We start from the raw sequence: 26,464 nt of genomic DNA, 5'->3' as shown, positions 1-26,464 counted from the left end.
CTATTTCTTATTAAAAATGTTTTTAAATAATATCAGTCATTTTTTAAGAAATAGTGCTTTAAATTTATTTTGTTATTTTATTAATCTAATATTAAAATCATAAATTATCATTTGTATAAACTATTTATTGGAATATTTTGTATAAATTTCTATTGCTCTATAAAACTTATTCAACATCTTGCAATGCTTCATATCCTTCTTCACCTGTACGTACCTTAATTACATTTTCAACATTATATATAAATATTTTACCATCACCAATATTACCTGTGTATAAAACTTTTTTAGCTACATCTATAACTTTTTTTACTGGAACTTTAGTAACTACAACTTCTACTTTAATTTTTGGCAAAAGATGAGTATCAACTTCGACACCACGGTAATATTCCGTTCTTCCTCCTTGTATACCATAACCAAGTACATTAGTTACGGTCATACCTGTTATTCCTATTTTATCCATAGCACTTTTTAATTCTTCAAATTTGCTTTGTTTTGTTATTATTTCAATTTTAGTGAATTTTACATCAGAAATTGTATTATTATTTGATGTCATAACTTGAATAGGTAAAGCTTTATCGATAGAAACAACCTCTTTTTTATAATCTTCTTTATCCTGAATATCAGTTAAATAATTGTTTATATTACTATAATCAGAGCTTATAAAATCTGCATAAGCACTTTCCAATCCATGTTCTGAAATATCTAATCCATTAATTTCATCTTCATTAGAAGCACGTAAGCCAACAGTTTTATTTATTAAAAAGAAAATAATTATCATAGTAACAGAAACCCAAATAATAACTGATACAACTCCTAATAATTGAATTCCCAAAAGCTTAAATCCTCCACCATAAAGCAATCCTTTAGGCATTGTTCCTCCAGCATATGAATATTCGTTAGCTGAAAATAAACCAACCATAAGTGTACCAAAAGCACCGCAAAGTCCATGAACACCAATTGCTCCAACCGGATCATCAATTTTTAAAACTCTATCAATAAATTCAATACCATATACAACTAAAAAACCAGCCATTATTCCAATAAAAAAAGCACCAACAGGAGTTACTAAATCAGTACCTGCAGTTATAGCAACTAAACCAGCTAATGAACCATTCAATGTCATTGAAACGTCCGGTTTTTTATAACGAATCCAAGTTATTATCATTGCTGTTATAGTTGATACAGCTGCTGATAAATTAGTAGTAAAGAAAATATTCCCCATAGAAGATAATACATTATCTCCTTCTGCAGAAACAGTAGAGCCACCGTTAAATCCAAACCAGCAAAACCATAAAATAAATACACCTAATGCAGTAAGCGTTAAATTGTGTCCAAGAATAGCTTTAGGATTACCATTTTTATCATATTTTCCTATACGTGGACCAATAGTTTTAGCCCCAATTAGTGCTGCAATTCCTCCAACCATATGAACAGCAGTAGAACCTGCAAAATCATGAAATCCTAATTGTGAAAGCCATCCACCTCCCCAGATCCAGTGACCTGAAATAGGATATACAATTGCACTAATTAATGCACTATAAATACAATATGAAATAAATTTAGTTCTTTCTGCCATAGCACCAGATACAATAGTAGCAGAAGTAGCACAAAATACTGTTTGAAAAATAAAAAAAGCATACTTAGGAACACCTTCTGGAAGTATATTACTGTATGCCCCTCTACTTAAAAAATCAATACCTCCAATAAATGCACTATTTCCAGCAAACATAATTCCAAACCCAAAAAGCCAATAAATTAAAGTTCCAATTGCAAAGTCCAGCAAATTTTTCATAATAATGTTCCCTGCATTTTTGGCTCTTGTAAGTCCACTTTCTACCATTGCAAAACCTGCTTGCATAAAAAATACAAGAGCTGTTGCTAATAATACCCATATAGTATTTAGAGATGAATACATAAAAATCCCCCTTTGAATAAAAAATTATTTAAATTTCAAAAAAGAAAAGGTGCTGTGGATTTACAAATCCACAGCACCTTTGCTGATCTTGTTTAAATTATATATCTTGTAACTATATTTTGTCAATATAATTTTTTATTTTTTGCAAGTTTGTTTTATAAATATTTCACGAAACAAATATTGTATAATTTTCTATTTATGGTAAGGCTGATTATTTAAAATACGATATGCACGATAGAGCTGCTCAAAAATTACAGTTGTTATAAGGCCTAAATCCATTTCCATAGAGCTTATAGAAATAGCCTCATCATATGTGATTTTTGCAGCACCAATAATTAATGCAATATCTGAATTTCCAGATATACAAAAGGTGTTAATCTTATCTGCAAGTTCTTCTGATGATATATTTTGTCCAGTAACTCCTATAGATATTTTATAGTACTTATCAGAAATTTTCTTTAAAATCTGTTCTTCATTTTTAACTTGAATTAATTCAATTTTGCAGTAACGAGATAATCGTTTTTTATATTCTTTTATTGCTTCAATATAAAATTTGTCTATCTTATTTGATACAGTATATATTTTAAAATTCATATAAATACTCCCAATTTCTTTTAAACTATGATTTTGATAATTATTATAAATGCTCAATAATTATATATAAATACTCAATAGAAAAATAAATATAATTTAGTAAAAATTTAATTCAAGAAATAGCTAATTTTTATTCCTTGTAAAATGCTGATAAAGAACAAATTTGTTCTAAAAGTATAACTCTCATAAGCTGATGTGGAAAAGTCATTCTAGAAAAAGATAATTTATAATTAGATCTATTTAGTACTTTTTCAGAAAGGCCCAAAGATCCACCAATTATAAATGCAATATTATTTTTCCCTGTAAGTTTTAATTTTTTTATAAAATTTCTAAAATCTGGTGAAGAAAGCATATTCCCATCTATAGCAAGTGCTATAACATACATATCATCTTTTATATGTTTTAAAATTAAATCTCCTTCTTTTTGTTTTATCTGAATTTCTTCTTTTACTGAGGCATTATCTGGAATTTTTTCATCTGGTACTTCTATTATTTCAAATTCGCAGAATTTTGAAATTCGTTTTAAATATTCTTCTACTGCATCTTTTAAATATTTTTCTTTTAATTTACCTACAGTTATTAATTTTATATTCATTTATTTCTCCTTATATTTTTATATAGTTAGAAATTATTTCTTAGGAAATAATTGTTTATTTTCTGCAATAAGCAAGTCTACCATTCTTCCATAACTTTGTACTCCATCCTTTTGTCCATTAGATTTTAAGTATGTATTATTTATATTATTAGAAATTTTTTGTGCTTTCCCTTCATATTTTTCCCAAAACTTTTTATCATAAATAAGATCTTTTTTTACTAAATCTGAATATTTGACTTTAAGTACATTAAAACCTTCAATATCGTTTTTATATAATTCATTCATAGAATATACAAGTGCAAGCATTATACCTGAATATTGAAAATCTTTATCTGGATGCATAGTACAAGTTAAATAAGCAATATAATTTGCTTCATCTTCTCTTGCAAAGCCTCTCTGATGCGCCATTTCGTGAGCAACAGTAGAAGGAATAGTAAATTCTGTTATATTTACATTTACATTAGCTTCACAAGTATAAGGAATATAAATACCAGTTATTCCTGTATATGACATTAATTTTGAAAATAATATTTTTTTAGGGATACCATATTTATAAGAAAGTTCCGGATATATTTCCCCTGCTTTTTCATATCCCTTTTGTGCTCTTATAAATGCATCTTTATAGTTTATGTTTACTATGCCTTTTGAATCTCTGTTAACTTCTTTACTTAGAACATTTGCTCTATTAATTAAATTTTCACAAAGATCATAAAGATCCTTTGTAGATGATTTTTTTATATCTAATCCTGCTATTTTATCAAATGATAATCTATTATAGTTAAATCCCCATAAAAACATGAATAATATATATAATACTGAAATATAAGTACAAAGATTTATAAAATTTTGCAAAAATCTATTTGTTTTAAAACTAAATAATACTAACACAAATAAAATAATTAAAATTACTGCAAGTATAATTATTAAAAACTCTGCTATAGAAAAAGGAACCAATCCTGTAATTGAACTTATTACTTGGATTGTAATTTTATTTATAAATAAAGAATAATATTTTTCTATAATATAAGGAAATTTCTTTAGTATTATATTTATTAAAAATGTAATTGAAGCCAATATAATTATAATAAATTTAGTTTTATTCTTCATATTTTTTCACCTAAAATAAAAGAGCTGTTTTTAAAATATATAAGTATATTAAATAAATTCAAAAGCCATACATAAATTAGGTAAAACTCCTTTTTTATGAATGGCTTTTATACATAAATTTACATAAATAAAACTTTTAATATAGCTCTTTTGTTGTTTTTTTATAATTATTTATTTGTTTGCACCACAGCATTTTTTGTATTTCTTACCACTTCCACATGGGCATGGATCATTTCTTCCTATTTTGTATTCATTTACAATAGTCTTTGACTGTCTCCATTTAATTTGGATTTCTTTTCTCTTTTCTTTGGAAAATATTCCTTCCCATTGTGGAAGTTCATATAAATAATCTGCTTTAGCATCAAGCATATTAAAATATAATTTTTCAAAATCTATTTTTAATTCAATTTCAGAATTTTCCTCTAAGTTTTCTAAATTTAAACTCTCTATTAAGCTTTCATTTATTCCGTCTAAAAATCCCATAAAAAATACAGGTGTTACTCCATATTCTTTCGCTAAATCATTAATGCTTCCTTTAATTTCATTTTTATGATTAGCTAAAAGCTTGCTGTATATATTCTTTTCTATTTCTCCGTATTCTTTCCAAAAAGCACTTTCTCCTTTTGTTTTTACATATTCTATAACCATATCTGTCCACTGTTTATACAAACTCATTTTCTCTATCTCCTTTGTAAAAATTTATATTTCTGTATAAATTATGATTATAATAAATTACTTTTTATTTTTTAATATTATTTCTAAATCTTCCTTACCAATAGGCTTAGAAACATCATAATTTCCACCAAGAAAATCAGTATCTTTATTATTAAGCATTATTTTTACCTTCTTTACGGAAGGAAGCTCAGTTAATGAATTTACCAAACTTCTTAATGTTGCTTCTTCTTTTTGCGGACTCATTGTAACTCTTGCTTCATCATTTAAGTTAACATATGCTATATTATCTTTTATGGAAAAGCTTAAAAGTTTAGTCCCTTTAGGTAAAATAGGCTTTAAGTTACTTACATTTGAAGGTCCTTTTAAAAGTTCCTGTACTATAATTTCTCCTAAAAATTCTTCTTTATTTATAAGCCTTTCTTCTTTTGAAACGCTAACACTTTTATCATCCGAAGAATCAAAATATAAATTAATTTGTATAGCGTTATCTTTTTCATTTGGTAAAACAATATTTTCAACTTTTTCTTTATTATTTATGCTTGCATTATCTTTTTTTTCGCATCCAAAGAAACTCAAAAGAACAAGTGTCATAATTCCTATAAAAAAAAATGATAAAGCTTTTTTCATTATATCACTCCTTTATTTAAAGGTAGAGTTAATGCTTCATATAAATATTAAAATTTAATATAATTACTTGGCATGTCTCTTTTTGCAACAGTAAGACCTATATCTTTATTTAATTCTACATTCATTTGCTTTAAAAAACTTACTACGGTTTGATATGCAAGTTCGGGATAATTATTAGTTTTACTTAAATGTCCAAGTATAACTCTTTTTCTTTTTTGGCCAATTATATCAACTATAGCTTTTGCACAATCTTCATTTGATAAATGTCCTATATTACTTAATATTCTTCTTTTTAAAGTATATGGATACGGTCCAAATTTTAGCATTTCAACATCATGGTTACTTTCAATAAGAACTACGTCTGAATCTACTATATTTTTTTTAATTTCATCAGAAAAATGTCCTATATCTGTAGCAATAGCAGCCTTTTTATTTTTATTATATACTGCATATCCTTGAGGCGAAGCAGCATCATGAGGTATTTTAAAACTTACTATATCCATATCTTTTATGCTTAAACATCCACTATTCATAATCTTTATATTATGTTCTTTTATTTTTCCTATAGAACCCTCCATAGCCTTCCAAGTAAATTCATTTGCATAAATAGGTATATCATATTTTCTGGATAATACACCAACCCCTTTAACATGATCAGAATGCTCATGTGTTACAAAAATTCCATCTATTTCTGAAGGATTTTCATTAATATCTTTTAAAGCTTTTTCAATGTTTTTACCAGGAAGTCCTGCATCTATAAGTATTTTGGCATTTTCGGAGGATACAAATATACTATTACCACTGCTACCGCTATATAAAGAACAAAAAATCATAATTTAATCCTCCTGAATTTTTATTTAGCATTCTTCTATTTTAACCCTTTTTATATCTGCACCCAACATCTTAAATTTTTCTTCTATATGTGGATATCCTCTGTCAACGTGATCAATTGAAGTTACTTCAGTTGTACCTTCTGCCATTAAACCTGCAATAATCATAGCTGCACCAGCTCTTAAGTCTGTTGCTTTAAGCACTGCTCCAGTAAGCTTATCTACCCCTTCTATAATTGCAGTCCTTCCTTCAACCTTTATATTGGCTCCCATTTTTTTAAGCTCATCTACAAATTTAAATCTGCTCTCCCAAATACTTTCATTAACTATACTTCTACCCTTAGAAACTGATAAAAGTGTAGTCATAGGCTGCTGTATATCTGTAGGAAATCCTGGATAAGGGAGAGTTTTTACATTAACACCTCTTAATTTTTTATCAGACTTTACAATAATAGAATCCTCTTTTTCTATTATTTCAACTCCCATTTCTATAAGCTTTGCTGATATAGATTCCATATGTTTTGGAATAACATTATTTATTATTACCTCTCCTCCACAGCCTGCAGCTGCTATCATATATGTACCAGCTTCAATCTGGTCAGGAATTACACTATAGTTACAACCTTTTAACTCTTTAACACCAGTTATTCTTATAATGTCAGTTCCTGCTCCCTTTATATTAGCCCCCATTGAATTCATAAAATTTGCTACATCTACTACATGAGGCTCCTTTGCTACATTTTCAAGTATAGTAGTACCTTCTGCAAGACTAGCTGCAAGCATTACATTTATAGTAGCTCCTACACTCACTACATCAAAATATATGTTAGTTCCTATAAGCCTGTCAGCTTTTGCTGTAATAACACCATGTTCAATATTAACAGAAGCTCCTAAAGCCTCAAAACCTTTTATATGCTGATCTATTGGTCTTACACCTATAGAACATCCCCCTGGAAGAGCTACTTTAGCTTCTTTAAATCTTCCAAGAAGTGCCCCTATAAGATAATAAGAAGCTCTCATTTTTCTTACATCATCAGTGTTTGCACAAACACTATTTATAGCTGTACTATCTATAATAACTGAATCTTTATTCCTTGTTATTTTACCATTAAGACTTTCTATAATTCTTTCTATACACTGAACATCTTCAATATCTGGAATATTATCAATAACACTCTTTCCTTTACTCGCCATAACAGCTGCTGGTAATATTGCAACAGCAGCATTTTTAGCTCCGCTTATATCAATTTTCCCAAATAACTTTTTTCCACCATTAATAACTAGCTTTTCCATGCCAGCACCCATCCTTACCAATTTTATTTATATTAATTATTAACTCTTTAAATGTCTTGGCCTTGATTTTATTACGAATTTTATTATAGCATAACAAAATAAAATTAACAAAATTTTTCTTAATAACATTTATAGATATTTTTTGCATTTATGGTTAAAAAAATACATAACAATTATATAATATATTTTCCTTTCTTTCTATAGGAAATAATTTAAAAATTAAGAATTAATCTGTTGTAAAATAAATATTTATGTAATTTAATAAATAAAGCCATTCATAAAAAGGGATTTCACCCTTAATTTTATGAATGACTTTTAAATTTATCTAAAATTTATGCATTTAAATTTAATTTTAAACTTTATTAGCTAAGTTCAAAACTTCCGCAATCAGTACATTCTGGTGTTTTCGCACCTTGTTCATGTTTTACAACTTCTATCTTTTCTAAAGTACAATAATTATTATTTTTAGAGTGAAATCTGCACTCTGAAACAGTACACCCTACACTTGAATTATATTCATTAGCTTCTAATCTCTGTTTCATATTTTTTCCTCCTACATAATTTAAAATTTTATTTGTAAACATTTTTATTATTTCAATAAACAATTTATATTATACTTAGTATAAATATGTTATAATATTGTTATATTTCTAATTGTTGTTAATGTTATAATTCGGGGGATAAAAATGAAATATTATTTAGTTGCATTATTCGATCGTGAATCTTATTTATCTATGGAACAAATTCAAAGAAATATATGTAAAAAATATAAACTTTATAAAAATGCTCATACTCTTTGTATAGCTCTTGAAATAATAGAAAATCCTGATATTAATAAACTTAATAGTGTTATAACTAATATACTTAAACCTTATAAAAAGTTTAAAGTACAAACAAATGGATTTATTTATTTTGATGCTCCATATAAATCAGTTAATCTAAAAATTGAAAGCAAGGGTTATATAATAAGGCTTGCTAGAAATATAAATGATACATTAAAGCTTCATGGTTTTAATGTTAGAGAAAATATTGATAATTTAGATTTACATGTCTCTCTTGCAAATACCAATTACGCTTTAAAAGATTTATCTGGTAGTGAATATATAGCAGCTTGTAACTCATGTGAAAATAATGACTTTTATAAACTTGCTAAAATAGAAAGAATAGAGCTTTGGAAAACTATAAATAATAAAAAAGAAATATTTGTGAAAAGTTTTCCTTTAAGAGATTATTAATTAAAAAAGCCTAAGTTTTTATATTTCTTAGGCTTTTTGCTCTTTACCGCATTTAGGACAAAATTCTGCATTTTTATCTATTTCTAATCCACAATTTTTACAATTTTTTTTATCTTTAATCTTAAGAATTTTCTTTTTAAGAGAACTTATCTCCTTTTCTATTTCTTCTATTTCTTTGCATTTATCTATAATATTTTTGTTATTTATTTTTCCTTCTTTAAAATCTTTATATATTTTTTCTCCTATTTTAATATAAATTTCTTGTATTCTCTTTTCTTTAGAAGATATAGCAATATTTAATTTTGAAATTTCAACAAAATTGCTAGATTTTAATGCAGCATTTGATGCTCCATCTTCTATATATTTTCCTATTTTGGATAAATTATCTTTAATATTAATAATATCCATAATTTTTCTCCTAATATTTCTTATACTTTAATATATGAAAAAAATAAAGAAAGTGATTTACACTTTCTTTATTTTTATTAAATATCAATTAAATTTTTCTTATAATTTGAATAAAGTTTTCTAAGTATTTTCATTTTATCATCAAGTTCAAGTTGAAGTTTTGAAACTTCCTCATAATCTTCATTTGCTATAGCTTCTTTTATTCTTGTAAAAAGACATTTTTGAGTATAAGAGTCTTTCATTATATAATATCTTAAATTATTAATTTCCATCCAATTTGAAACATCTAAATCAAGTGCTTTATCTAAAGAATGAAGCATTTTATAACTTCTTATTTCTTCCATAAAATTAGGAATTATTCTTCCTAAAATTTCAGTAACCCATTTATTTCTTGTAGCTAATTTAAAACTATTAATAAGACTGTCATTTATAACATCGCCAGCTTTAAGCACTTTAAGCTTTTCTGGGAATTTTTCTAATGCTGATAAATTTTCGTAAACTGTAGCTGGTGCCTTTCCAAAATATCTTTCCCTATCTTCAGGAGTAAAATCTTCAAATACATCTTCTTCTGTTCTATATGCTCTTTCTTTTTCAAGATATGAAGCATCTTCTCCAGGTTTTTTGGAAAGTTCTTTTAAAAGATCATCTTCATTTTTATTATTTGTTATTGCGTACTTAATACCATCTATCATAGCCATATATAAACTTGCTAAGCATATAAAAGTATTAGTATGTGGATTTGGAGACCTAAGTTCAAATCTTGTTGCCAAAGGATTTTCTGGATCTCTAATTAATCCTACAAGTATAGTTCTGTTTCTTGATGGCATATCTACACTATGACCTAAAGAAGTAACTATGCAAACTGGAGCTTCAAATCCAGGTTTTAATCTTCTAAATGAATCATTAGTTGCAGACACAAAAGGATTTATTATTTCATAATTTTTTAAAATTCCCATAAGAGAAGCATAGCCAATTGTACTTAAAAAATGCTCTCTGGTTGCTGTAAATAAATTTATTCTTTTACCATTTTTAAGTTTAATTGCCATACCAACATGTGTATGTTCGCCGCTTCCTGCAACTTTATCTATAGGTTTTGCTAAGAATGTTACTTCTAATCCATGTCTTCTAAAAGTTTCTCTTACTAAGTTTCTAACAAGTATCTCATTATCTGCAGCTTGAAGTGAAGTTGAATACTTCCAATCTATTTCAAGCTGTTCCATAATGTGAGTTAATTTACCTGTTTCTGTCATCTTAGCTTTAACTCCGCCTACTTCTTTATGCCCCATTTCAGGTTCTATACCATATAATTCCATAAGTATCAATGTTTCTTCCATTGCAGTACGCACAGAACCTCTAGTTCTGGTCCAATACTGCTCGTGTAATCCTTGAGAAGTTGTTAATTCTTCTACAACAGCTTCTTCATTAGGAGTTTTTACCCAAAATTCTAATTCTGTTGCTGATGTAGGAACTAAATCAGCAATATCTTCATAATTAATTCCATAAACTTTTAAACTTTCTGGATATTTTTTAAATAAATCTAAAAGTGTACTTTTAAAATAGTTTATAGAATTTTTTAAAATATATCTTGAGTCTACAGCCTTACCTTCATGATATAAAAAACTTGGAATTCTTAACGTACCAATTGGCTTATTTGTTTCACTGTCAATAAATTCATAATTATAATCTACAAACCAATTAACATCTAAATCAGCAACTATGTCTACTTTTGCATTGTTTAAACTTGCAATTCCTGGAAGAACAACAGAGGAGCCATCAGTCTGAACTGCACCATTTAGAAATGTTTTAATGTCTTCTAAAAAAACTTTCATAGGTATTTTTTCATCAGTATCATGTCCTGCTAAATCTATAGCTACCAAAGATACAAACTTTATTTCAGGATGTTTTTCGTGCAGCCTTTTTAATGCTTCTTCTGAATGTTCTTCTTTTGGAACAACATAAACTAAATCCTTATACATAAGCTTCCGCCCTTTCTATTTCCAATCATACATAAAATTCTATTATTACATATGTTATATGTCAATATAAGAAATGAAACTTTATAAATTAATAATTTATGCCGCAATTTTATTACAATGAAATAATTCTTTCATATTTTTTTGACATATTAAAAATATAACCTTCTTATATTGAATACTATTATTTTAAATAGTTATTTCCTAAATGAAATTATTAAATACACAAAATAACTTTTTTAGGTTATAATAGTAATATATTTTTCTATGGATAATAACAAAATTTATTGTTATTGGTGGTGAATATTTTGGATAATATGTTAAAACCTATTGGTTTTTTTGATTCTGGTATAGGTGGAATAAGCGTACTTAAAGAAACAATCAAAATTCTTCCTCATGAAGATTATATATATTTTGGAGATTCAAAAAATGCCCCTTATGGAACAAAAACCACAAACGAAGTAAAAAAGCTTACATTTGAAGCTGTAAATTTCTTATTATCAAAAGATATTAAAGCTATTGTTATAGCTTGTAATACAGCTACAAGTGCAGCTATAGATGATTTAAGAAAATTTTATAAAAATATTCCTATAATAGGAATTGAACCTGCCCTAAAACCTGCTGTAGAACTTAAAAAAAGAGGTAAAATTATTATAATGGCAACCCCTATGACTCTTTCTGAAAAGAAGTTTAATAATTTAATGAATAGCTATAAAAATGATAATGATATAGAACCTCTTCCATGTGCAGGATTAGTAGAACTTATTGAACAAGGGTTATTAGAAGGAGAGGAACTAAATTTTTATCTAAAAAATAAGCTACAGCCATATTTAAACAGTAATATAAGTTCTGTAGTTTTAGGTTGTACTCATTATCCTTTTATTAAAAAAGAATTGTCAAAAATACTAAATAAAGATATTGAAATAATTGATGGAAGTCTAGGAACTGCAAAACAGTTGAAAAGGCAGTTGTTAAAAGAGAATATTTTAAATCCCAAATTATCTTTAGGCAAAGTAGAAATTCTAAATTCTCTTAATGATGATAATATAATTGAATTAAGCTATAAATTATTAAACTATCAATAAATTTTTAGTTTAAGCTTTATATATAAAATTTAAACTCACAGTATCTATAAATATAAAAATTACATATTGGACTTTAAAATAACTTTATTCCAAGTACCTATACAAAATAGAACATATTTTAACCACTTAGAATATACTAAAGTATAAATATACAGTAGAAATAAGGTGGTTAATTTATGAAAGTTTTTTATCTTGATAAACCTACTGATAAAGATTATAATTCATTTTTCAGAAGTTCAGACAACATAATAAATGTTTCTAAAATATGTATTGAAGAAAACTTTCCTTTTAAGTACCTAACGATTAATAATACAAAAGATAGTAATTATATATTATCATTATATAGCATTAAACTTAAAACAAAAGATGATAATACAGCCACTCTTTTTATGGGTGAAAATTTAGTTCTCGAAGAAAATTTAAAAGAGATAGACAATTTTAAAATTGGACATAAAGTTAACTTTCAAGATACTTCATCTTATATAGAGCTTTATTCTATTAAAACTTATTCTAAAAATCCAGTAGATCTTCTTGATAATCACTATATACTAATGATACCTGGTGGAAGTGTAATTATAAAATTTGATATAGAAATTTATAATGTAGAATTAACTTTAAACTCATTAATTCAAAAAATTTAAGGGACCATTGCAAAATAGTAACTTAATTTTAAGCTACTATTTTGCAACAGTCCCTTCTTCAATTTTTTTGAAGTTTATTGTATAATTATATTTGATATGGCAATAACTAGTAAAAGAATATTTTAAGATTTAAGGAGAGATTATTATGGCAAATCCTATAGTTACTTTTAAAATGAAGGATGGAGGCATTATGAAAGCTGAACTTTATCCTGAAATAGCACCTAATACAGTAAAAAATTTTATAAGCCTTGTAAATAAAGGTTTTTACAATGGTCTTACATTTCATAGAGTAATTCCAGGTTTTATGATACAAGGTGGAGATCCAAAAGGTAATGGTACAGGTGGTCCTGGATATTCTATAAAAGGTGAATTTACAGCTAATAACTTTAAAAATGATTTAAAACATACAGAAGGCGTTTTGTCTATGGCAAGAGCTATGAATCCAAATTCAGCAGGAAGCCAATTTTTTATTATGGTTGCAGATGCTCCTCATCTAGATGGACAATATGCTGCTTTTGGCAAACTTATAGAAGGATTGGATATAGCCAAAAAAATAGTAAATGTCAAAAGAGACTATAATGACAGGCCTTATGAAGATCAAATTATAGAAGAAATTACAGTAGATACTTTTGGAGTAAATTATAGCGAACCAGAAAAACTATAATTCTGTATTTTCTAAAGGAAGGAGTAAATGATATTGAGTAATAATAAACTAATGCTTATTTATGGTTTTGAAGAAAAGGAAAAAGATTTTTTAGACAAAATTATTTTAGAGCTAAATTTACCTTCTTATAAAATAATTGAAAAAACTATGGGCAATATGACTTTAAGAGACATTATAAATGGACTTAAAATAGAAACTTATAACCAGTATATACCAGATGAAAAGGTTATTCTTTTTAATAACTTTTCTGATGAAGAAGTTAATGCTGCTGTTAAAGCTATAAGATCAAACAAAGAATTAAAACCAATTTTAGCCGTTGTAACTCCAACTTCAATAAATTGGGAATTCCATACTCTTCTTGAACATCTTTTAGAAGAAAGAAAGCAGGCTCAAAAATATATAAAACAAAAAAATAAGTAAAATACAAGCTCGGCTTACAGTTAGAATTTATATGATTTTAAGTTTCATTAATTTCATAAAAAATTCTTTACTGAAGCTGAGCATATTAATATTTAGCAAATCATATTTTTAAACTTAATAAATTATATTACATTTCTTATTTTTACTTTTCATTAAACAAAATACTCCATTTATTTTAAATTTATATGTAAAATATCCTTTTATTAGTAATAATTTTTTAACAATTCACTCAAATTCAAAAAATTTTTAAAATGAAATAAATATTTTTTTGTAATAGTTTTCATGACTTTAAAATTTCGTTAACTTTATGTAAAATATATTATAAGATTAAAAATTTATAATATCTGCTAAAGAAAGGCGGCTTTTGTATATGAATTTGGAAAAATTATACGAGTCTCAAAATAAGCTGGATAAACAGATACATTCAATAGTAAATTTAAAGGAAAAGACATTGCTACCAGAAAAAATTTTGGCTTTGCAAGTTAAAATCGGCGAACTTGCAAATGATACTCAATGTTTTAAATTTTGGTTGTCAAAAAAAACTATGACAGAAAGAAAAGTTTTAGAAAAGTATATACAAGTTCTTTCTATGGCTTTAAGCATAGGGATTGAAAAAAATTTTACTGAAACTGAATTCCCTATCAAATCAATAGATTCTAATCTAACAAATCAATTTTTAAATTTATTCATTGATATTAATGATTTTATGGTCTGTTCTTCAAAGGATCACTATATTACATTAATAGAAGACATTTTAAGTTTAGGTTTAACTTTTGGATTTACCGAAGAAGATATATTAGAAACTTATAACAAAGTTTTTATAGCCTGATACTTTCTTATAGCAAATGTATTTATTTAAATCGATAAATCAATATAAAATCACCTTCATTATACAATATTTTAAAGCACATAAATAAAATATATAGTTACTGTATAAACTAAAAAAGTATATATTTTATTTTAAGCTTTAAATATATTTTAGAAGGTGATTATTTTATGATAGGAGTAATTTTTTCAATAATAGCTGGTATTGCAATGAGCCTTCAAGGAGTTTTCAATACAAGACTTGGTGAAAAAATAGGTACATTAGAGACAAATGTTATTGTTCAGGCTTCTGGATTATTGCTTAGCATAATTGTTTTATTGATTTGGGGAAATACTGGAAATTTCAAAAACATAAAATACGCAAACAAATTATACTTACTTGGAGGCGCACTTGGAGTTATTATAATAATTACAGTTATGATGGGAATAAAATCTTTAGGACCTACCTACGCAATTTCAATTATTCTGGTAGCACAACTTATTGGAGCTGCATTAATCGATGCTTTGGGATTATTTGACTCAACAAAAATTGTTTTTGCTACTAATAAAATAATTGGAGTAATAATAATGACTGTAGGAATAATAATTTTCAAATGGAAATCCTAAATAAAAAAACAAATTCAGGCATTATTTAATTTTACTGCCTGAATTTGTTTTTTATTTAATTCATAATTGCCTAATTGCCATTAAAACAGCTCCATAAGCAGCATCATGCTTCATATTAGATATTTCTACAAATGGCAGATTTTCATTCATTAATCTTTTAAATTCTCTATTAACGCATTCATTTTTTACTATTACACTCCCATTTATAGCTAGTTTTATATTTTTATCATTTAAATTTAAATTATATATAACTGCTTTTGCACATAAAAAAAGTTCAAAAGCTGCTTTTAAAAGTATTTTCTTCGCTGCAAAATCTCCTTTTTTATAAGCTTCATCTACAAGTATTGCAAGATAGGCTATTTCACTCTTTCCGGCACCGCTTCTATAAACATAGTCTATTAAGTCTTGAGGACTTTGAAGCTTTAAATAATCAAGTATTAAATCAGTCATTATAGTTTTTTCATTTATACCATCATAAGCCTTAGCTATGTAGTTAATAGCATTAATTCCTATATAATATCCACTGCCTTCGTCCCCTATTATATGTCCCCATCCACCAGCTCTTTTAATTTCTCCTTTTTTGTTTCTTCCATAACAAATTGAACCTGTCCCTGATATTACTATAACTCCTTCATCTTCACAAGTTCCGCCAAAAAGAGCTATTTCTCCATCATTGGTAACAATTATTTTCCCATTAAACCCTAAATTTTTAATTATTTTTTCAATTATTTTTTTATCAGAAGGCCTGTCCACACCTGCTGTACCAATACATAAAGCTTTAATATCTTCCATTTTAAGACAAGTTTTAGTTAATGTATCTTCTATAAGTTCTTTTAGCATATTTTTAACATATACTTCTTTCATGGAATTTATGTTACAAGGTCCACCTTCATTTTCTAAAAGTATATTCCCCTCTTCATCAGCAAGCTTTAATGCCGTCTTTGTTCCTCCACCATCAATACCTATAACATACCTCATTATTATTCACCTCTATATTTTGTTGTTATGATTATTCCACAAAAAGTATTTTTCTTAAAATTAACCACTATATGTTGAAGTAAATAAATAACGAACCTACTTACTCATTGTATAGTAAAAATTTATATACAGCTTATTGTGTTTTAATCATACTATTACTTTATAATTATAAGTAATAGTTTTCAATACTTTTATCTATAATCGCACAATCTCCAATTCTCTTTTTTATAGTTTCAGTACTATCCAAATAATTTATATAACTTCCATTGTTAAGTTTAACTTTATTATTTTCAAAATCAACTTCTTCTATAAATTTTATATTTATATATCCTATACATTTATCTCCTCTTGCAAAAGGTTTTATTGTTTTTATAGGTATAAGAATTACCCCTTCTTTTATATAAAGAGGAGTAATACATTTTTTGCCTGTAATAGATCGACATATTCTTTTTATGCTATGTATACTTCTCATATTTATACTGCAATAATCATTAATTATTTTATCCACAGAATATTTTATATATTCATATCCGCCTTCTTTAAAATATATTTTTGTAACTTTCCCTGTTCCTGTTAAATAACACGGAACAAAAGCACAACCTTTTTGAAGCTTATTTATATATTCATGGTTCATTGGTATTCCTCCTTCGTCTATATTTTTATTTTAATACGAACATATGTTCTTATCAATAGTTTTTATAATTTAATTTTTTATATATTTCGACAGATTTATAATTCAAAAAAATGATTTTAATTATAAATTTTATTTCATATATTTAATTTATTCACATTATTCTATACTTGTCCACAGTTTTGTGAATTTTATACACAGATTTTGTGGATAACTCTAAAACATTGAATTCGTTAAATTTTCATTAAAAGACAATTTTTTTATCCACATTATCAACAATTGCTATGTTAATAACTTGTATATTTTTTTGTGGAATACTTTATATTTTTTTGTTTTTCTACTTTCATTTTTTTTACTTTTCATAAATTAAAATTATATATATCAATAAAGCTTTAAATTTTAATTAAGATATATCATAAAACTTATATCAATACTTAGAAAAAATTTTCCCTCTGACTTGAAATTTTAATTTAAAGATATAATAAATTGCTTGAAATATAGTAAAATAAAAAACTTCCGTAATTTTTAATAATACGGAAGTTTAAAAAATAATTGATTTATTATATATTTATATTACTTTCTTCTTCTAAACTTTCAGGATCAAATTTAATTTGAAGCTCTTTTAGCAAATCATTTTGAAAAAACATAATACCATAGCATAAAACTGCCAATATAAATAATATAAGTACTGATGATGACTTAGTATTAAGTAAAAAATATGTTATAATAAATAAACCTACACAAGATAAAGTTACTTTCCACTTTTTAACTAAATAATAAAATGATATTTTTATTATATCTAAATTTTTTAAATAAAATCTTGATAGTATAGGATATATATAAATTCCTACTAAAACATCTAAAATCATTAAAGCATAAAAAATAGGAATAAAAAATCTTCCATAGCTTTTTATAGCAAAAAACCTTATGTCAATTAACAAAATAGAAAATATTACTAATTGTGCTGTCCAGAAAAATAAAGATTGAAAAAAATTAGTTTTATAAGCTTTAAAATAATCTCTTGTAAGATTAATATCGTTTTCTCTGACTAGTTTACCCATTACACTTAAAAGTGCTGTATATGCAGGCCCTATAGGTATAGAGAATAAAATAAATAATATCCAATATTCTGTTGTAAAATTTCCATTAAAGCTTAATAATATAAATAAAAATGGTATGTTACATAACATAAAGTAAATGTTTCCACCAAAAAACCACATTATGTAATTAGTTATAGTATAAATAGGTCCATCTCCAAATTCTCTTTTTTTACTCATGCCTTTATCTGCTAAAGTGCAGATTCCCCCCTTAACTGTATATTTTTTATTTTTTAGTTATTTTATTTTTTAGTTATTTTATTATAACATACTATTAAATTAAATAAAATCAAAAAATCTGTGTAAAAATTTGTATATTTTTATTAAATATATTGACTTTTGAATAATATGGTAGTATATTTACATTATATAAACTTTAGGAATAAATTTGTAAATTTATTAAAAATTTAAAAAAACATATTGACTTTTTATGTAATATTTGTTATAGTTTATTAAGTAAATTGTCGAATATTGTATTATTAGGAGGAATTTTATATGAAATCAACAGGTGTAGTAAGAAGAGTAGATGAATTAGGAAGAATAGTTATTCCAATAGAACTTAGAAGAACTTTAGATATTGCAGAAAAAGATGCATTAGAAATTTATGTTGATGGTGAACAAATAATTCTAAAAAAATATGAGCCAGCTTGTATTTTCTGCGGAGACGCAAGAGATGTCATCAACTATAAAGGCAAAAACATCTGCAAAAATTGTCTAAACGAACTAAAAGCAGAATAATAAAATTTCTATGTCATTTTTAATCTTTAAATACTATAATCTTTAAATATAAAATAAAGCTGTAGAATAAATTTTCTACAGCTTTATTTTATATTATTTTATTTAACTCTTTTTGCAGTATAATAATCACTTCTACTGGAAAGATCTGATACTTTTATTACATCACCAGTTTGAGGTGCATGTATATAACATCCATTTCCTACATATATACCTACATGGTGTACTGGTCGTCCACTTTTTTTGAAAAATACTAAATCTCCAGGCTGTAACTCATTACGAGATACAGAAACTCCCACAGTTGCTTGATCTGCAGCTACTCTTGGAAGATTTACTCCAAAACGTCTATATACATATTGAACGAATCCTGAACAATCAAACCCAGCTGGTGTTGTTCCACCCCATACATATGGAGTACCTTCAAATTTATAAGCAAATCCAACTACATCATTTCCTGAAGCTGAAACACTAAGACCTGATCCTCCTCTTGATGCTGAAACAACTGGTGCAGGTTTTTTTCTTAACTCTTCAAGCTGTTTAGAAATACTGTTAATCTTATTTTGAGATTCAGATATTTCTGCAGTATATTTACTTTCTTCTTCTTTAAGCTGAGCTATTAACTTAGCTTGTTCATCTTTATTTTGCTTAAGCTTAGCTAATTTTTGTTCATTTTCAGCTTTTAATGCTTGTAAACTTGCATTCTTTTCATCTAACGTCTTTTTCTTTTTAGCTATTTCTTCTTTTTTAGCATTTAATTCATCGATAATTTTCTTATCCGCTTCAGCTATTCTTTTAATGTCTTCTACTCTTGATAAAAAATCACTAAATCCTTTGGATTCTAATATAATATTTAGATATCCATCTACACCATTTATGTACATGGCTCTCATTCTTTTATTAAATAAATCTTTTTCTATTTGCATTTCTTCTTCAGTCTTTTTTATTTCTTCTTCTGCAGCTTTAATATCCTTTTTAACTTGCTCTATCTTACTATTTGTAGTACTTATACTTATCATAAGATTTTCTATGTCAAAGTCTAACATCTCAATAGCTTCTTCAATTTCCTGTCTTTTATTTTTAAGATTTTGCAAAGCACTTTTATTTTTTGAAATTTCACTTTGATGTTGCTGTAATTGTTTATTCAGCTCACTTTCTGTAGGCTGTGCAAAAGCTGGTACACTATAGGAAATAATTATTCCTAAAGTCATCAAAGCTGCAATCGCCTTTTTATTCAAAAGTAACACCCTCCCCTTTTGTTTAAACTACATAATCACATATATATAATTTATAAAATTAGATAAATAAATTCAAGCATAATTTTAAAATATCAGAAATTTTTACCTAATATTTTAAAATACAATAAAAATATGAACTTATTTATCTTTAACATAAAATATTATAACACTAATTTGTAAAAGATAACAATGGAAATATGTGTTTTTTTGCATAAAACATTATAATATTTGTTTTAAAATACAGAAACTGTGAAAATTATATATCAAAAGACTCTTTATAAATTTCTGATTTAGATACATTTCTATCCTTTGCTACCTTTTTAATTGCCTCTTTTTTACTTAATCCCTCTTCTATGTACTTATTAATATGTTCTTTAACACTAATATTTTCCCATTTTGCTTTTTCTTCTAATTGTATTTCTTCTTGACTTTTTCCTTCAACTACAAGAACATATTCTCCTCTAGGTAAATTATATTTATAATATTCAACACTTTCTTGTAAAGTAAGTCTTAAAATTTCTTCATGTAATTTTGTAAGTTCTCTGCATATTGATATTTTTCTATTACCTAAATTATTTTTTAAGAATTCTAATGTATCTAAAAGCCTATGAGGAGCTTCATAAAATATAAGAGTTTCTGTCCTGTCTTTAATATCTTCTATTACTATTTTTCTTTCTTTATTTTCTCTTGGTAAAAAACCTCTAAATAAAAATTTTGTAGTATCTAATCCTGAATTGACTAAAGCTGTAGTTATTGCAGTTGCCCCAGGTAAAACTTCAAAATCAATACCTGCATCTATACATTTAGATACAATAACACTTCCAGGATCTGAAATCCCAGGGGTACCTGCATCAGTAACAAGTGCTATATTTTCTCCATTTTGAAGCCTTTTTATTATATCCTCACTTTTTTCTTTCTCATTATGCTGATGATAACTTATAAGCTGTTTTTTTATTTCATAATGGTTTAAAAGCTTTAAAGTTTGCCTTGTATCCTCTGCTGCAATTAAATCTACTGATTTTAAAACATCCAAAGCTCTAAGTGTTATATCTTTTAAATTTCCTATAGGTGTAGGAACTAAATAAAGCTTTCCTATCATAAAATCAACTCCTATATTATTCTTCCGTAAATTCTTTCTATTTCTTCAGTATATACACCATTATCATTATAAATATAAAGAGGTGGTTCCCATTTTAAAAATGCTCCACCATCTCTTTGTCCTTCAATGAGAACTATATTAGGAGCTTTTTTTGTATTTGGATGAACCATTCTTATAGTTTTAGGCTCTATTTTATGTTTTCTCATAAGACATAATATATCTGCTATTCTTTCCGGTCTATGAACCATATATACTCTTCCATTATCTTTTAAAACTATCCTGCAAGCTATTATAACATCTTCAAGTGTACAACAAATTTCATGCCTTGCTATGGCATTTTTATCATTAGAATTTATAATTCCAGAATTTTTCAATTTATATGGAGGATTTACCGTTACTACCTCTGCTTTTTGCATATTTTTTAAAAGATTTAAATCTTTTAAATCCCCACTTATAAACTCAACTCTATCTTCAAGTTTGTTGTATTTAACAGAACGATTTGCCATTTCTACCATTTCTTCTTGGATTTCTATCCCGCTTATATATGAAGCTTCTGTTTTCCCTGCTAATATAAATGGTATTACCCCTGTTCCACTACAAAGATCAATTACTCTCATTCCTTTTTTTATTTTTGCAAAATTAGCAAGAAGTACAGCATCAACTCCAAATCGAAATGCATTTTTCTTTTGTATTACACAAATTCCTCCAAGTTGTAAATCATCTAATGTTTCATCTTCTCTTAAATTCATAAAAATCACTCTCTTTATTTTTGTTTAATCATATTATATATTTTGATTTAAATATATACAAGTTAAATAATACATTAAACTTAATATACCAAAATCTTATAATTTTTTATTATATTATTAACCTACAATAAACCGTAAATTAATTTCCAGTATACAATTTTATAGTATTTATAAATTTTTATTACATCTATTTTGCGAAATTTTCTGCATCTTCAACTAAACTAGAAGCTTTACTATTGTATAAAAAGATCTAAATAGTTTTCTGCAGACTACTTTTGCTATTTTAGACAAGTTATTATTACATTATATGGTAATAAATATTTAATCAAAAGACTTTTTGTTATATAATCATAAAGTTTTGCTAATTATATTAAAATATGTAATAAGATAATAAGACAAACTTATGTTTTCTGATTTTGATAAAGAATTTTTAGAAATGTATAATAAAAATGTATAATAAAAATAAAGCTGATGGAAATTTTTAAATTTCCATCAGCTTTATTTATTAATTTTATTATTATTTTCTAAAATTTTTCTCCAGTCGATACAGCTACACCCTTGCTTTGTTTTTATACCATAAAAACTATCTTCACAGTTGCAATTTCCTTCATAATTTAAAGTTTGTATAAATTCCACATTAGTTTGTCTTTCCCCTCTCCAAAACATACAAGTAGCACATACTTTTTCATTTATTCCATAAATCGACATACAACTCCCCCCTGCAGTAAATTATATGCAGGTATCTGTAAATTAATTACAAGTATTTGTTGCTTGTAATTTCATTATTAAAATATCCATTTAGTATATTTTTAATATTTATTTAGTATATTAATAGTGTATTATATTATTAAACATGAAAAATAAATATAATATAATTAAACAAGTACTTTTATATAGGGATTTTTTGTAAAATTATCTTAAGTATAAGTATATAATATATTTTAGAATATTATAAAATTATAAAATAAAAGTATTATTGGTATAGATATATAAGTATTTTCCCTTTATATGGTTCTATATCATTTTTTTGAATAGTTGAAAAATTCATTATTTAGTGTAATTATATTATTATAAAATATTTTTATAAAGTTTAGAAAACGATATCTTAAAATATAAATATCAATTTTTATAGGAGGAATGGCTTATGCTATATCCAATGCATGGTTACATTGATACTTTAAATCATGAAATAAATCATGGAAATTCACAAAAATTAAAATTAGTGACAAAATCTAAAGAAATATTACTTAAAGAACGTAATCATTTTAATTATAATTCTAATGAATTTACAAATAAAATACTAGAAAAAGTAATGAATGATTTAAATAACGAAAAAATTTTATACAAAAATATTTCTATTGAAAAAAGTATATTAAAGCTTTCTGCTAAAAATCAAATACGTCATGGTAAAACTTATCATGAGCATAGTTTAAATTTTAAATTATACCCTTTTGAAAATGGTGCTATTATAACTTTATATGAATTTAATATAATTGCATATTTTAAAAACATTATAACATATACAAAAAAAGAAGGTGTTTTAAACAAAAAATATTCTTTTGAAGAAAATCAATCTTATCTTTTAACTATTCCTGAACATTCTATTCAAGTTCATCTTAATAATTTTAATGATTATAATTCTTTTAAAAAATTTATTTTTGATATATTATATAAAGATATATCTTCTGTTATTATTAATGAATTAAAAAAAGTTAATCTTCCAAAATGGAATATCAATTTAAATAATACTAAATTAGATATAAAAAATATAGTAAATGATAATATACAAGTTTTAACAGCATAAAATTCATTTCAATTTTAAGACTTTCTTAAAATACTAAAACTAATTATTAAATAAAAAAGAGTACAAAAATTAATTTAACAAATCTTTGTACTCTTCTTTTTTCTTTTTTTATTTAATTTTAAAACTTAAAATTTCATCACATCCTGCTTTAACTTCAACCCCTATATTAGCACTTATATCTTTTACATCATCTACATTTGTTATAAGTACAGGAGTTATAAGAGAGTATCCACTGTCTAATATTTCTTTCCTATTAATTTTTATAATAGGATCTCCTGCTTTTACTTCTTGACCTTCTTTTGCTATTCTCTCAAAACCTTTTCCATCTAAAGCTACTGTATCTATACCTATATGTACTAATAATTCTATTCCATTTTTAAGGGTTATCCCAAAAGCATGGTTTGTTTTAAATATCATAGATAATTTACCATCAGCTGGTGAAACTATAGTATCTCCTGTAGTTTCAATAGCAACACCATCTCCAGCCATTTTTTCTGCAAAAACAGGATCTGGAACTTTTGAAAGTTCAACTACTTTTCCATCAATTGGGGCTACAAGTTTATAAGTTTTTTTAAGAAAATCAAACATATTCAATCATCTCCTCCATAAATATTGTATGTTATTTGTAATAAATATTCAATTTAAAAAACACGAATTTTTTATTTTTATGATATTTTTTATTTTTATCGATTATTGTAAATTAATTAACAAAATGGTATTATAAAAATAGATATATAAAAATTTTGTCATTATATTTTTTATTTTATATATCAATTTACTAACAAAAATACACGAGGATATTTATGATTGAAACTATATTATTAGCAATGCTTGTTGCAAAGATCAAAGGGTACAAGCTAAAACCATTTTTTAAATCCTTGTCTGCTTATCCTGTAATAATATTTTCATTTATTTATATTTTTATAGGAATTAGTATATTTTATGGTAACTATAGTTTTATTAAATATGAAGTTTGGCTTGAAAAAATTTATATTTTAATGTTTATTCCTTTAATATTTAAATATAAATTATACATAAGCTCTATAATAGGTTCATTATTTATATTTATTGGAACATATTTAAATAATATAGCAATAAATGTAAATAATGGTAAAATGCCTGTGTTCCCTACTTTATCTTATATTACTGGTTATGTTAAACCTGATTCTTTTTCAAAAATAAAAGATATACATATTTTGGGAGATAATAGTACAAAGTTGAAATTGTTGACAGATTATATAGATTTAGGTTACAGTATTTTAAGTATAGGTGATATTTTTATTAGATTTTTTACATTTATTGTTATTTTTGATTTTATAAAGTATATTAATATAAATTTAAAAGAAAAAACCTCATAACCAACTTAGGAGGAAATTTAATATGCTGAAATTATCTTGGTTTGAATTTATTGTAAGATCTATACCTGAAGAATTTTTGTTTGTTTTAGCAGTTCATGCGTTTTCAAAAACGCGTATTAATCTAAAAAAATATTTATTATCAGGAATATTATTTTCATTTATAGTCTATTTAATTAGAATGCTTCCTATTCAATTAGGTATACATACTATATTAAATTTGGTTATAATTGTTGCAATAACAAGTTTTATAAATAAAATTGATGTTATTAATTCTATACGTGCTGGATTTATTATATTTATTCTTGGTTTTATATTTGAAGGAATAAATCTTTTATTTATACAATTTTTATTAAAAAAAGATTTAAACTATATAATGAGTAATCCTATTTTAAAAACTTTATATGGACTACCCTCTTTATTTTTATTTGCGATTTTTGTAATAGCATATTATATTATATTATTAAAAAGAAATGAGCTGAATTAATATGGAAAATTTAACAAATAGTATAGCTGAAAAAATAAGTTCAGAATTAGGATTGGATAATGATAGTAAAGAGGTCATTGCTTATGGTACTTTTGCTTTAATACAAACATTGCTTTCTATATTTTTAGTTGTTATATTTGGAGCTGTATTTAAAGTTTTAATTGAATCTTTAATAGTATCATTTACTATTAGTATTCTTAGAAAATATTCAGGAGGTGCACACGCTAGCTCACCTGGTATTTGCACTGCAATTGGTACTATTATAGCTGTTGGATTCGCATTTATTATATATTTTATTATAGCTCCATTATTTAATATAAATTTAACTATATTTTTCGGTTTACTTACTTTCTCTTGGTCTTATTATATTATATTAAAATTAGCACCAGTAGATAGTATTTCTAAACCAATTAAGACACAAAAGAAGAAAGAGAGAATGAAAAAAGAATCTATATTAGTTTTAGGTATATATCTTATAATTGTTCTTATTAACATTATTATATATATCTTAATTCACAACAAAAGTTTTTTAATTTTTTCTATATGTATTTATAGTGGTATTACGTGGCAGACATTTACGCTTACTTATAAAGGTCATATTGCTTTCCTAAAAATAGATTCTTTTTTTAATAAATTATTAAATTTAGCAAAGGGGGAAAGGTAATATGAAAAAGAAAATACTAACATTAATAGCTTCTTTAGCAACTGTTTTAGCTGCTACAGTTGCTTCTTCTGCTTGTGTATGGTCAGCATATCAACCAGAAGAGCCTAAATGTTTAAGAGAAGAATAAGCTTTTAGGT

Annotated in this window: 32 protein-coding genes; 13 read left to right on the top strand and 19 right to left on the bottom strand. The window is 25.4% G+C overall.

The genetic code is table 11. The annotated features are described in order from the left end of the window. Positions 1-166: 166 nt before the first annotated feature. From B5D11_RS12985 to B5D11_RS10340, 9 genes are all read right to left on the bottom strand, one after another. Positions 167-1,915, bottom strand: coding sequence for an ammonium transporter (locus tag B5D11_RS12985; protein WP_078682968.1), 1,749 nt, complete (start codon positions 1,913-1,915; stop codon positions 167-169). 192 nt (positions 1,916-2,107) lie between these two features. Then, entirely contained in the window at positions 2,108-2,509 is a 402-nt protein-coding gene (locus B5D11_RS10375; RefSeq protein ID WP_078682967.1) for a 23S rRNA (pseudouridine(1915)-N(3))-methyltransferase RlmH, read from the bottom strand. 130 nt (positions 2,510-2,639) lie between these two features. Continuing rightward, positions 2,640-3,104, bottom strand: coding sequence for a 23S rRNA (pseudouridine(1915)-N(3))-methyltransferase RlmH (gene rlmH, locus B5D11_RS10370; RefSeq protein ID WP_078682966.1), 465 nt, complete (start codon positions 3,102-3,104; stop codon positions 2,640-2,642). 33 nt (positions 3,105-3,137) lie between these two features. Next, positions 3,138-4,211, bottom strand: a complete 1,074-nt coding sequence (locus tag B5D11_RS10365) for a DUF3810 domain-containing protein (RefSeq protein WP_078682965.1) — start codon at positions 4,209-4,211, stop codon at positions 3,138-3,140. Positions 4,212-4,382: 171 nt separating this feature from the next. Continuing rightward, positions 4,383-4,886: an SEC-C metal-binding domain-containing protein gene (locus B5D11_RS10360; RefSeq protein WP_078682964.1), complete on the bottom strand. Its 504-nt coding sequence runs from the start codon at positions 4,884-4,886 to the stop codon at positions 4,383-4,385. A gap of 57 nt (positions 4,887-4,943) precedes the next feature. Then, on the bottom strand, positions 4,944-5,513 hold the full coding sequence (locus tag B5D11_RS10355; RefSeq protein WP_078682963.1) for a GerMN domain-containing protein: 570 nt from the start codon (positions 5,511-5,513) through the stop codon (positions 4,944-4,946). A gap of 47 nt (positions 5,514-5,560) precedes the next feature. Beyond that, positions 5,561-6,346: an MBL fold metallo-hydrolase gene (locus B5D11_RS10350; RefSeq protein ID WP_078682962.1), complete on the bottom strand. Its 786-nt coding sequence runs from the start codon at positions 6,344-6,346 to the stop codon at positions 5,561-5,563. A gap of 24 nt (positions 6,347-6,370) precedes the next feature. Further along, positions 6,371-7,636: a UDP-N-acetylglucosamine 1-carboxyvinyltransferase gene (locus B5D11_RS10345; RefSeq protein WP_078682961.1), complete on the bottom strand. Its 1,266-nt coding sequence runs from the start codon at positions 7,634-7,636 to the stop codon at positions 6,371-6,373. A 362-nt stretch (positions 7,637-7,998) separates the two neighbouring features. After that, the gene (locus tag B5D11_RS10340) at positions 7,999-8,178 is read right to left on the bottom strand and encodes a DUF1540 domain-containing protein (RefSeq protein WP_078682960.1); all 180 of its coding nucleotides are present in this window, start codon (positions 8,176-8,178) and stop codon (positions 7,999-8,001) included. Positions 8,179-8,322: 144 nt separating this feature from the next. Here B5D11_RS10340 and B5D11_RS10335 point away from each other — a divergent pair, with 144 nt between their 5' ends. Beyond that, entirely contained in the window at positions 8,323-8,871 is a 549-nt protein-coding gene (locus tag B5D11_RS10335) for a hypothetical protein (protein ID WP_078682959.1), read from the top strand. A 27-nt stretch (positions 8,872-8,898) separates the two neighbouring features. Here the strand turns inward: B5D11_RS10335 and B5D11_RS10330 are convergent, their stop codons facing one another. After that, complete coding sequence (locus B5D11_RS10330; RefSeq protein ID WP_078682958.1) at positions 8,899-9,279, bottom strand: zinc ribbon domain-containing protein; 381 nt, start codon at positions 9,277-9,279, stop codon at positions 8,899-8,901. Positions 9,280-9,356: 77 nt separating this feature from the next. Beyond that, positions 9,357-11,255 (bottom strand): glutamine synthetase, encoded by a 1,899-nt coding sequence (locus tag B5D11_RS10325; RefSeq protein ID WP_078682957.1) that lies wholly within the window; start codon positions 11,253-11,255, stop codon positions 9,357-9,359. 314 nt (positions 11,256-11,569) lie between these two features. Here B5D11_RS10325 and murI point away from each other — a divergent pair, with 314 nt between their 5' ends. From murI to B5D11_RS10295, 6 genes are all read left to right on the top strand, one after another. After that, positions 11,570-12,337: a glutamate racemase gene (gene murI, locus B5D11_RS10320; protein WP_180377003.1), complete on the top strand. Its 768-nt coding sequence runs from the start codon at positions 11,570-11,572 to the stop codon at positions 12,335-12,337. Positions 12,338-12,513: 176 nt separating this feature from the next. Next, on the top strand, positions 12,514-12,978 hold the full coding sequence (locus B5D11_RS10315) for a hypothetical protein (RefSeq protein ID WP_078682955.1): 465 nt from the start codon (positions 12,514-12,516) through the stop codon (positions 12,976-12,978). A gap of 145 nt (positions 12,979-13,123) precedes the next feature. Continuing rightward, positions 13,124-13,642, top strand: coding sequence for a peptidylprolyl isomerase (locus tag B5D11_RS10310; protein ID WP_078682954.1), 519 nt, complete (start codon positions 13,124-13,126; stop codon positions 13,640-13,642). Between the two features lie 33 nt (positions 13,643-13,675). Further along, on the top strand, positions 13,676-14,062 hold the full coding sequence (locus B5D11_RS10305) for a DUF3783 domain-containing protein (protein WP_078682987.1): 387 nt from the start codon (positions 13,676-13,678) through the stop codon (positions 14,060-14,062). A 370-nt stretch (positions 14,063-14,432) separates the two neighbouring features. Further along, positions 14,433-14,891, top strand: a complete 459-nt coding sequence (locus B5D11_RS10300; RefSeq protein WP_078682953.1) for a dUTP diphosphatase — start codon at positions 14,433-14,435, stop codon at positions 14,889-14,891. Between the two features lie 167 nt (positions 14,892-15,058). Continuing rightward, positions 15,059-15,493, top strand: coding sequence for a DMT family transporter (locus B5D11_RS10295; protein WP_078682952.1), 435 nt, complete (start codon positions 15,059-15,061; stop codon positions 15,491-15,493). A 60-nt stretch (positions 15,494-15,553) separates the two neighbouring features. On the opposite strand, the gene B5D11_RS10290 is transcribed toward B5D11_RS10295, so the two are convergent. From B5D11_RS10290 to B5D11_RS10280, 3 genes are all read right to left on the bottom strand, one after another. After that, positions 15,554-16,471, bottom strand: a complete 918-nt coding sequence (locus B5D11_RS10290; RefSeq protein WP_078682951.1) for a BadF/BadG/BcrA/BcrD ATPase family protein — start codon at positions 16,469-16,471, stop codon at positions 15,554-15,556. A gap of 166 nt (positions 16,472-16,637) precedes the next feature. Then, the gene (locus tag B5D11_RS10285; RefSeq protein WP_078682950.1) at positions 16,638-17,105 is read right to left on the bottom strand and encodes a competence protein ComK; all 468 of its coding nucleotides are present in this window, start codon (positions 17,103-17,105) and stop codon (positions 16,638-16,640) included. 557 nt (positions 17,106-17,662) lie between these two features. Continuing rightward, positions 17,663-18,379: a YesL family protein gene (locus tag B5D11_RS10280; protein WP_078682949.1), complete on the bottom strand. Its 717-nt coding sequence runs from the start codon at positions 18,377-18,379 to the stop codon at positions 17,663-17,665. A gap of 315 nt (positions 18,380-18,694) precedes the next feature. Here B5D11_RS10280 and B5D11_RS10275 point away from each other — a divergent pair, with 315 nt between their 5' ends. Further along, complete coding sequence (locus tag B5D11_RS10275) at positions 18,695-18,937, top strand: AbrB/MazE/SpoVT family DNA-binding domain-containing protein (RefSeq protein WP_078682948.1); 243 nt, start codon at positions 18,695-18,697, stop codon at positions 18,935-18,937. A 98-nt stretch (positions 18,938-19,035) separates the two neighbouring features. Here the strand turns inward: B5D11_RS10275 and B5D11_RS10270 are convergent, their stop codons facing one another. The 4 genes from B5D11_RS10270 to B5D11_RS10255 form a co-directional block, all read right to left on the bottom strand. Continuing rightward, entirely contained in the window at positions 19,036-20,169 is a 1,134-nt protein-coding gene (locus B5D11_RS10270; RefSeq protein ID WP_078682947.1) for a C40 family peptidase, read from the bottom strand. A gap of 256 nt (positions 20,170-20,425) precedes the next feature. After that, positions 20,426-21,268, bottom strand: a complete 843-nt coding sequence (gene rsmI, locus B5D11_RS10265) for a 16S rRNA (cytidine(1402)-2'-O)-methyltransferase (RefSeq protein ID WP_078682946.1) — start codon at positions 21,266-21,268, stop codon at positions 20,426-20,428. Positions 21,269-21,279: 11 nt separating this feature from the next. Next, a complete protein-coding gene (locus B5D11_RS10260; protein WP_180377001.1) occupies positions 21,280-22,017 on the bottom strand; it encodes a tRNA1(Val) (adenine(37)-N6)-methyltransferase in 738 nt (245 codons plus the stop codon). Positions 22,018-22,515: 498 nt separating this feature from the next. Further along, positions 22,516-22,725: a hypothetical protein gene (locus B5D11_RS10255; protein ID WP_078682944.1), complete on the bottom strand. Its 210-nt coding sequence runs from the start codon at positions 22,723-22,725 to the stop codon at positions 22,516-22,518. A gap of 436 nt (positions 22,726-23,161) precedes the next feature. On the opposite strand from B5D11_RS10255, the gene B5D11_RS10250 reads away from it, so the two are divergent. Next, positions 23,162-23,821, top strand: a complete 660-nt coding sequence (locus B5D11_RS10250; protein ID WP_078682943.1) for a hypothetical protein — start codon at positions 23,162-23,164, stop codon at positions 23,819-23,821. Positions 23,822-23,929: 108 nt separating this feature from the next. On the opposite strand, the gene B5D11_RS10245 is transcribed toward B5D11_RS10250, so the two are convergent. Further along, positions 23,930-24,409, bottom strand: a complete 480-nt coding sequence (locus tag B5D11_RS10245) for a PTS sugar transporter subunit IIA (protein ID WP_078682942.1) — start codon at positions 24,407-24,409, stop codon at positions 23,930-23,932. Between the two features lie 215 nt (positions 24,410-24,624). Between B5D11_RS10245 and B5D11_RS10240 the strand changes: the two genes are divergently transcribed. From B5D11_RS10240 to B5D11_RS10225, 4 genes are read left to right on the top strand one after another with little or no spacing between them, the layout of a single operon-like run. After that, positions 24,625-25,179: a DUF5317 family protein gene (locus B5D11_RS10240; RefSeq protein WP_078682941.1), complete on the top strand. Its 555-nt coding sequence runs from the start codon at positions 24,625-24,627 to the stop codon at positions 25,177-25,179. A 22-nt stretch (positions 25,180-25,201) separates the two neighbouring features. Further along, positions 25,202-25,663, top strand: a complete 462-nt coding sequence (locus tag B5D11_RS10235; RefSeq protein WP_078682940.1) for a hypothetical protein — start codon at positions 25,202-25,204, stop codon at positions 25,661-25,663. Position 25,664: 1 nt separating this feature from the next. After that, entirely contained in the window at positions 25,665-26,327 is a 663-nt protein-coding gene (locus tag B5D11_RS10230) for an accessory gene regulator ArgB-like protein (protein WP_078682939.1), read from the top strand. A gap of 1 nt (position 26,328) precedes the next feature. Beyond that, complete coding sequence (locus B5D11_RS10225) at positions 26,329-26,454, top strand: cyclic lactone autoinducer peptide (protein ID WP_078682938.1); 126 nt, start codon at positions 26,329-26,331, stop codon at positions 26,452-26,454. The last annotated feature ends 10 nt before the right edge of the window (positions 26,455-26,464 follow it).

The organism is Clostridium sp. USBA 49 (genome assembly GCF_900167505.1).
GTDB classification, from domain to species: Bacteria; Bacillota; Clostridia; order Clostridiales; family Clostridiaceae; genus Clostridium_AT; species Clostridium_AT prolinivorans.
The sequence above is the reverse complement of the archived record's forward strand: the minus strand, read 5'-3'. Positions and strand labels throughout refer to the sequence as shown.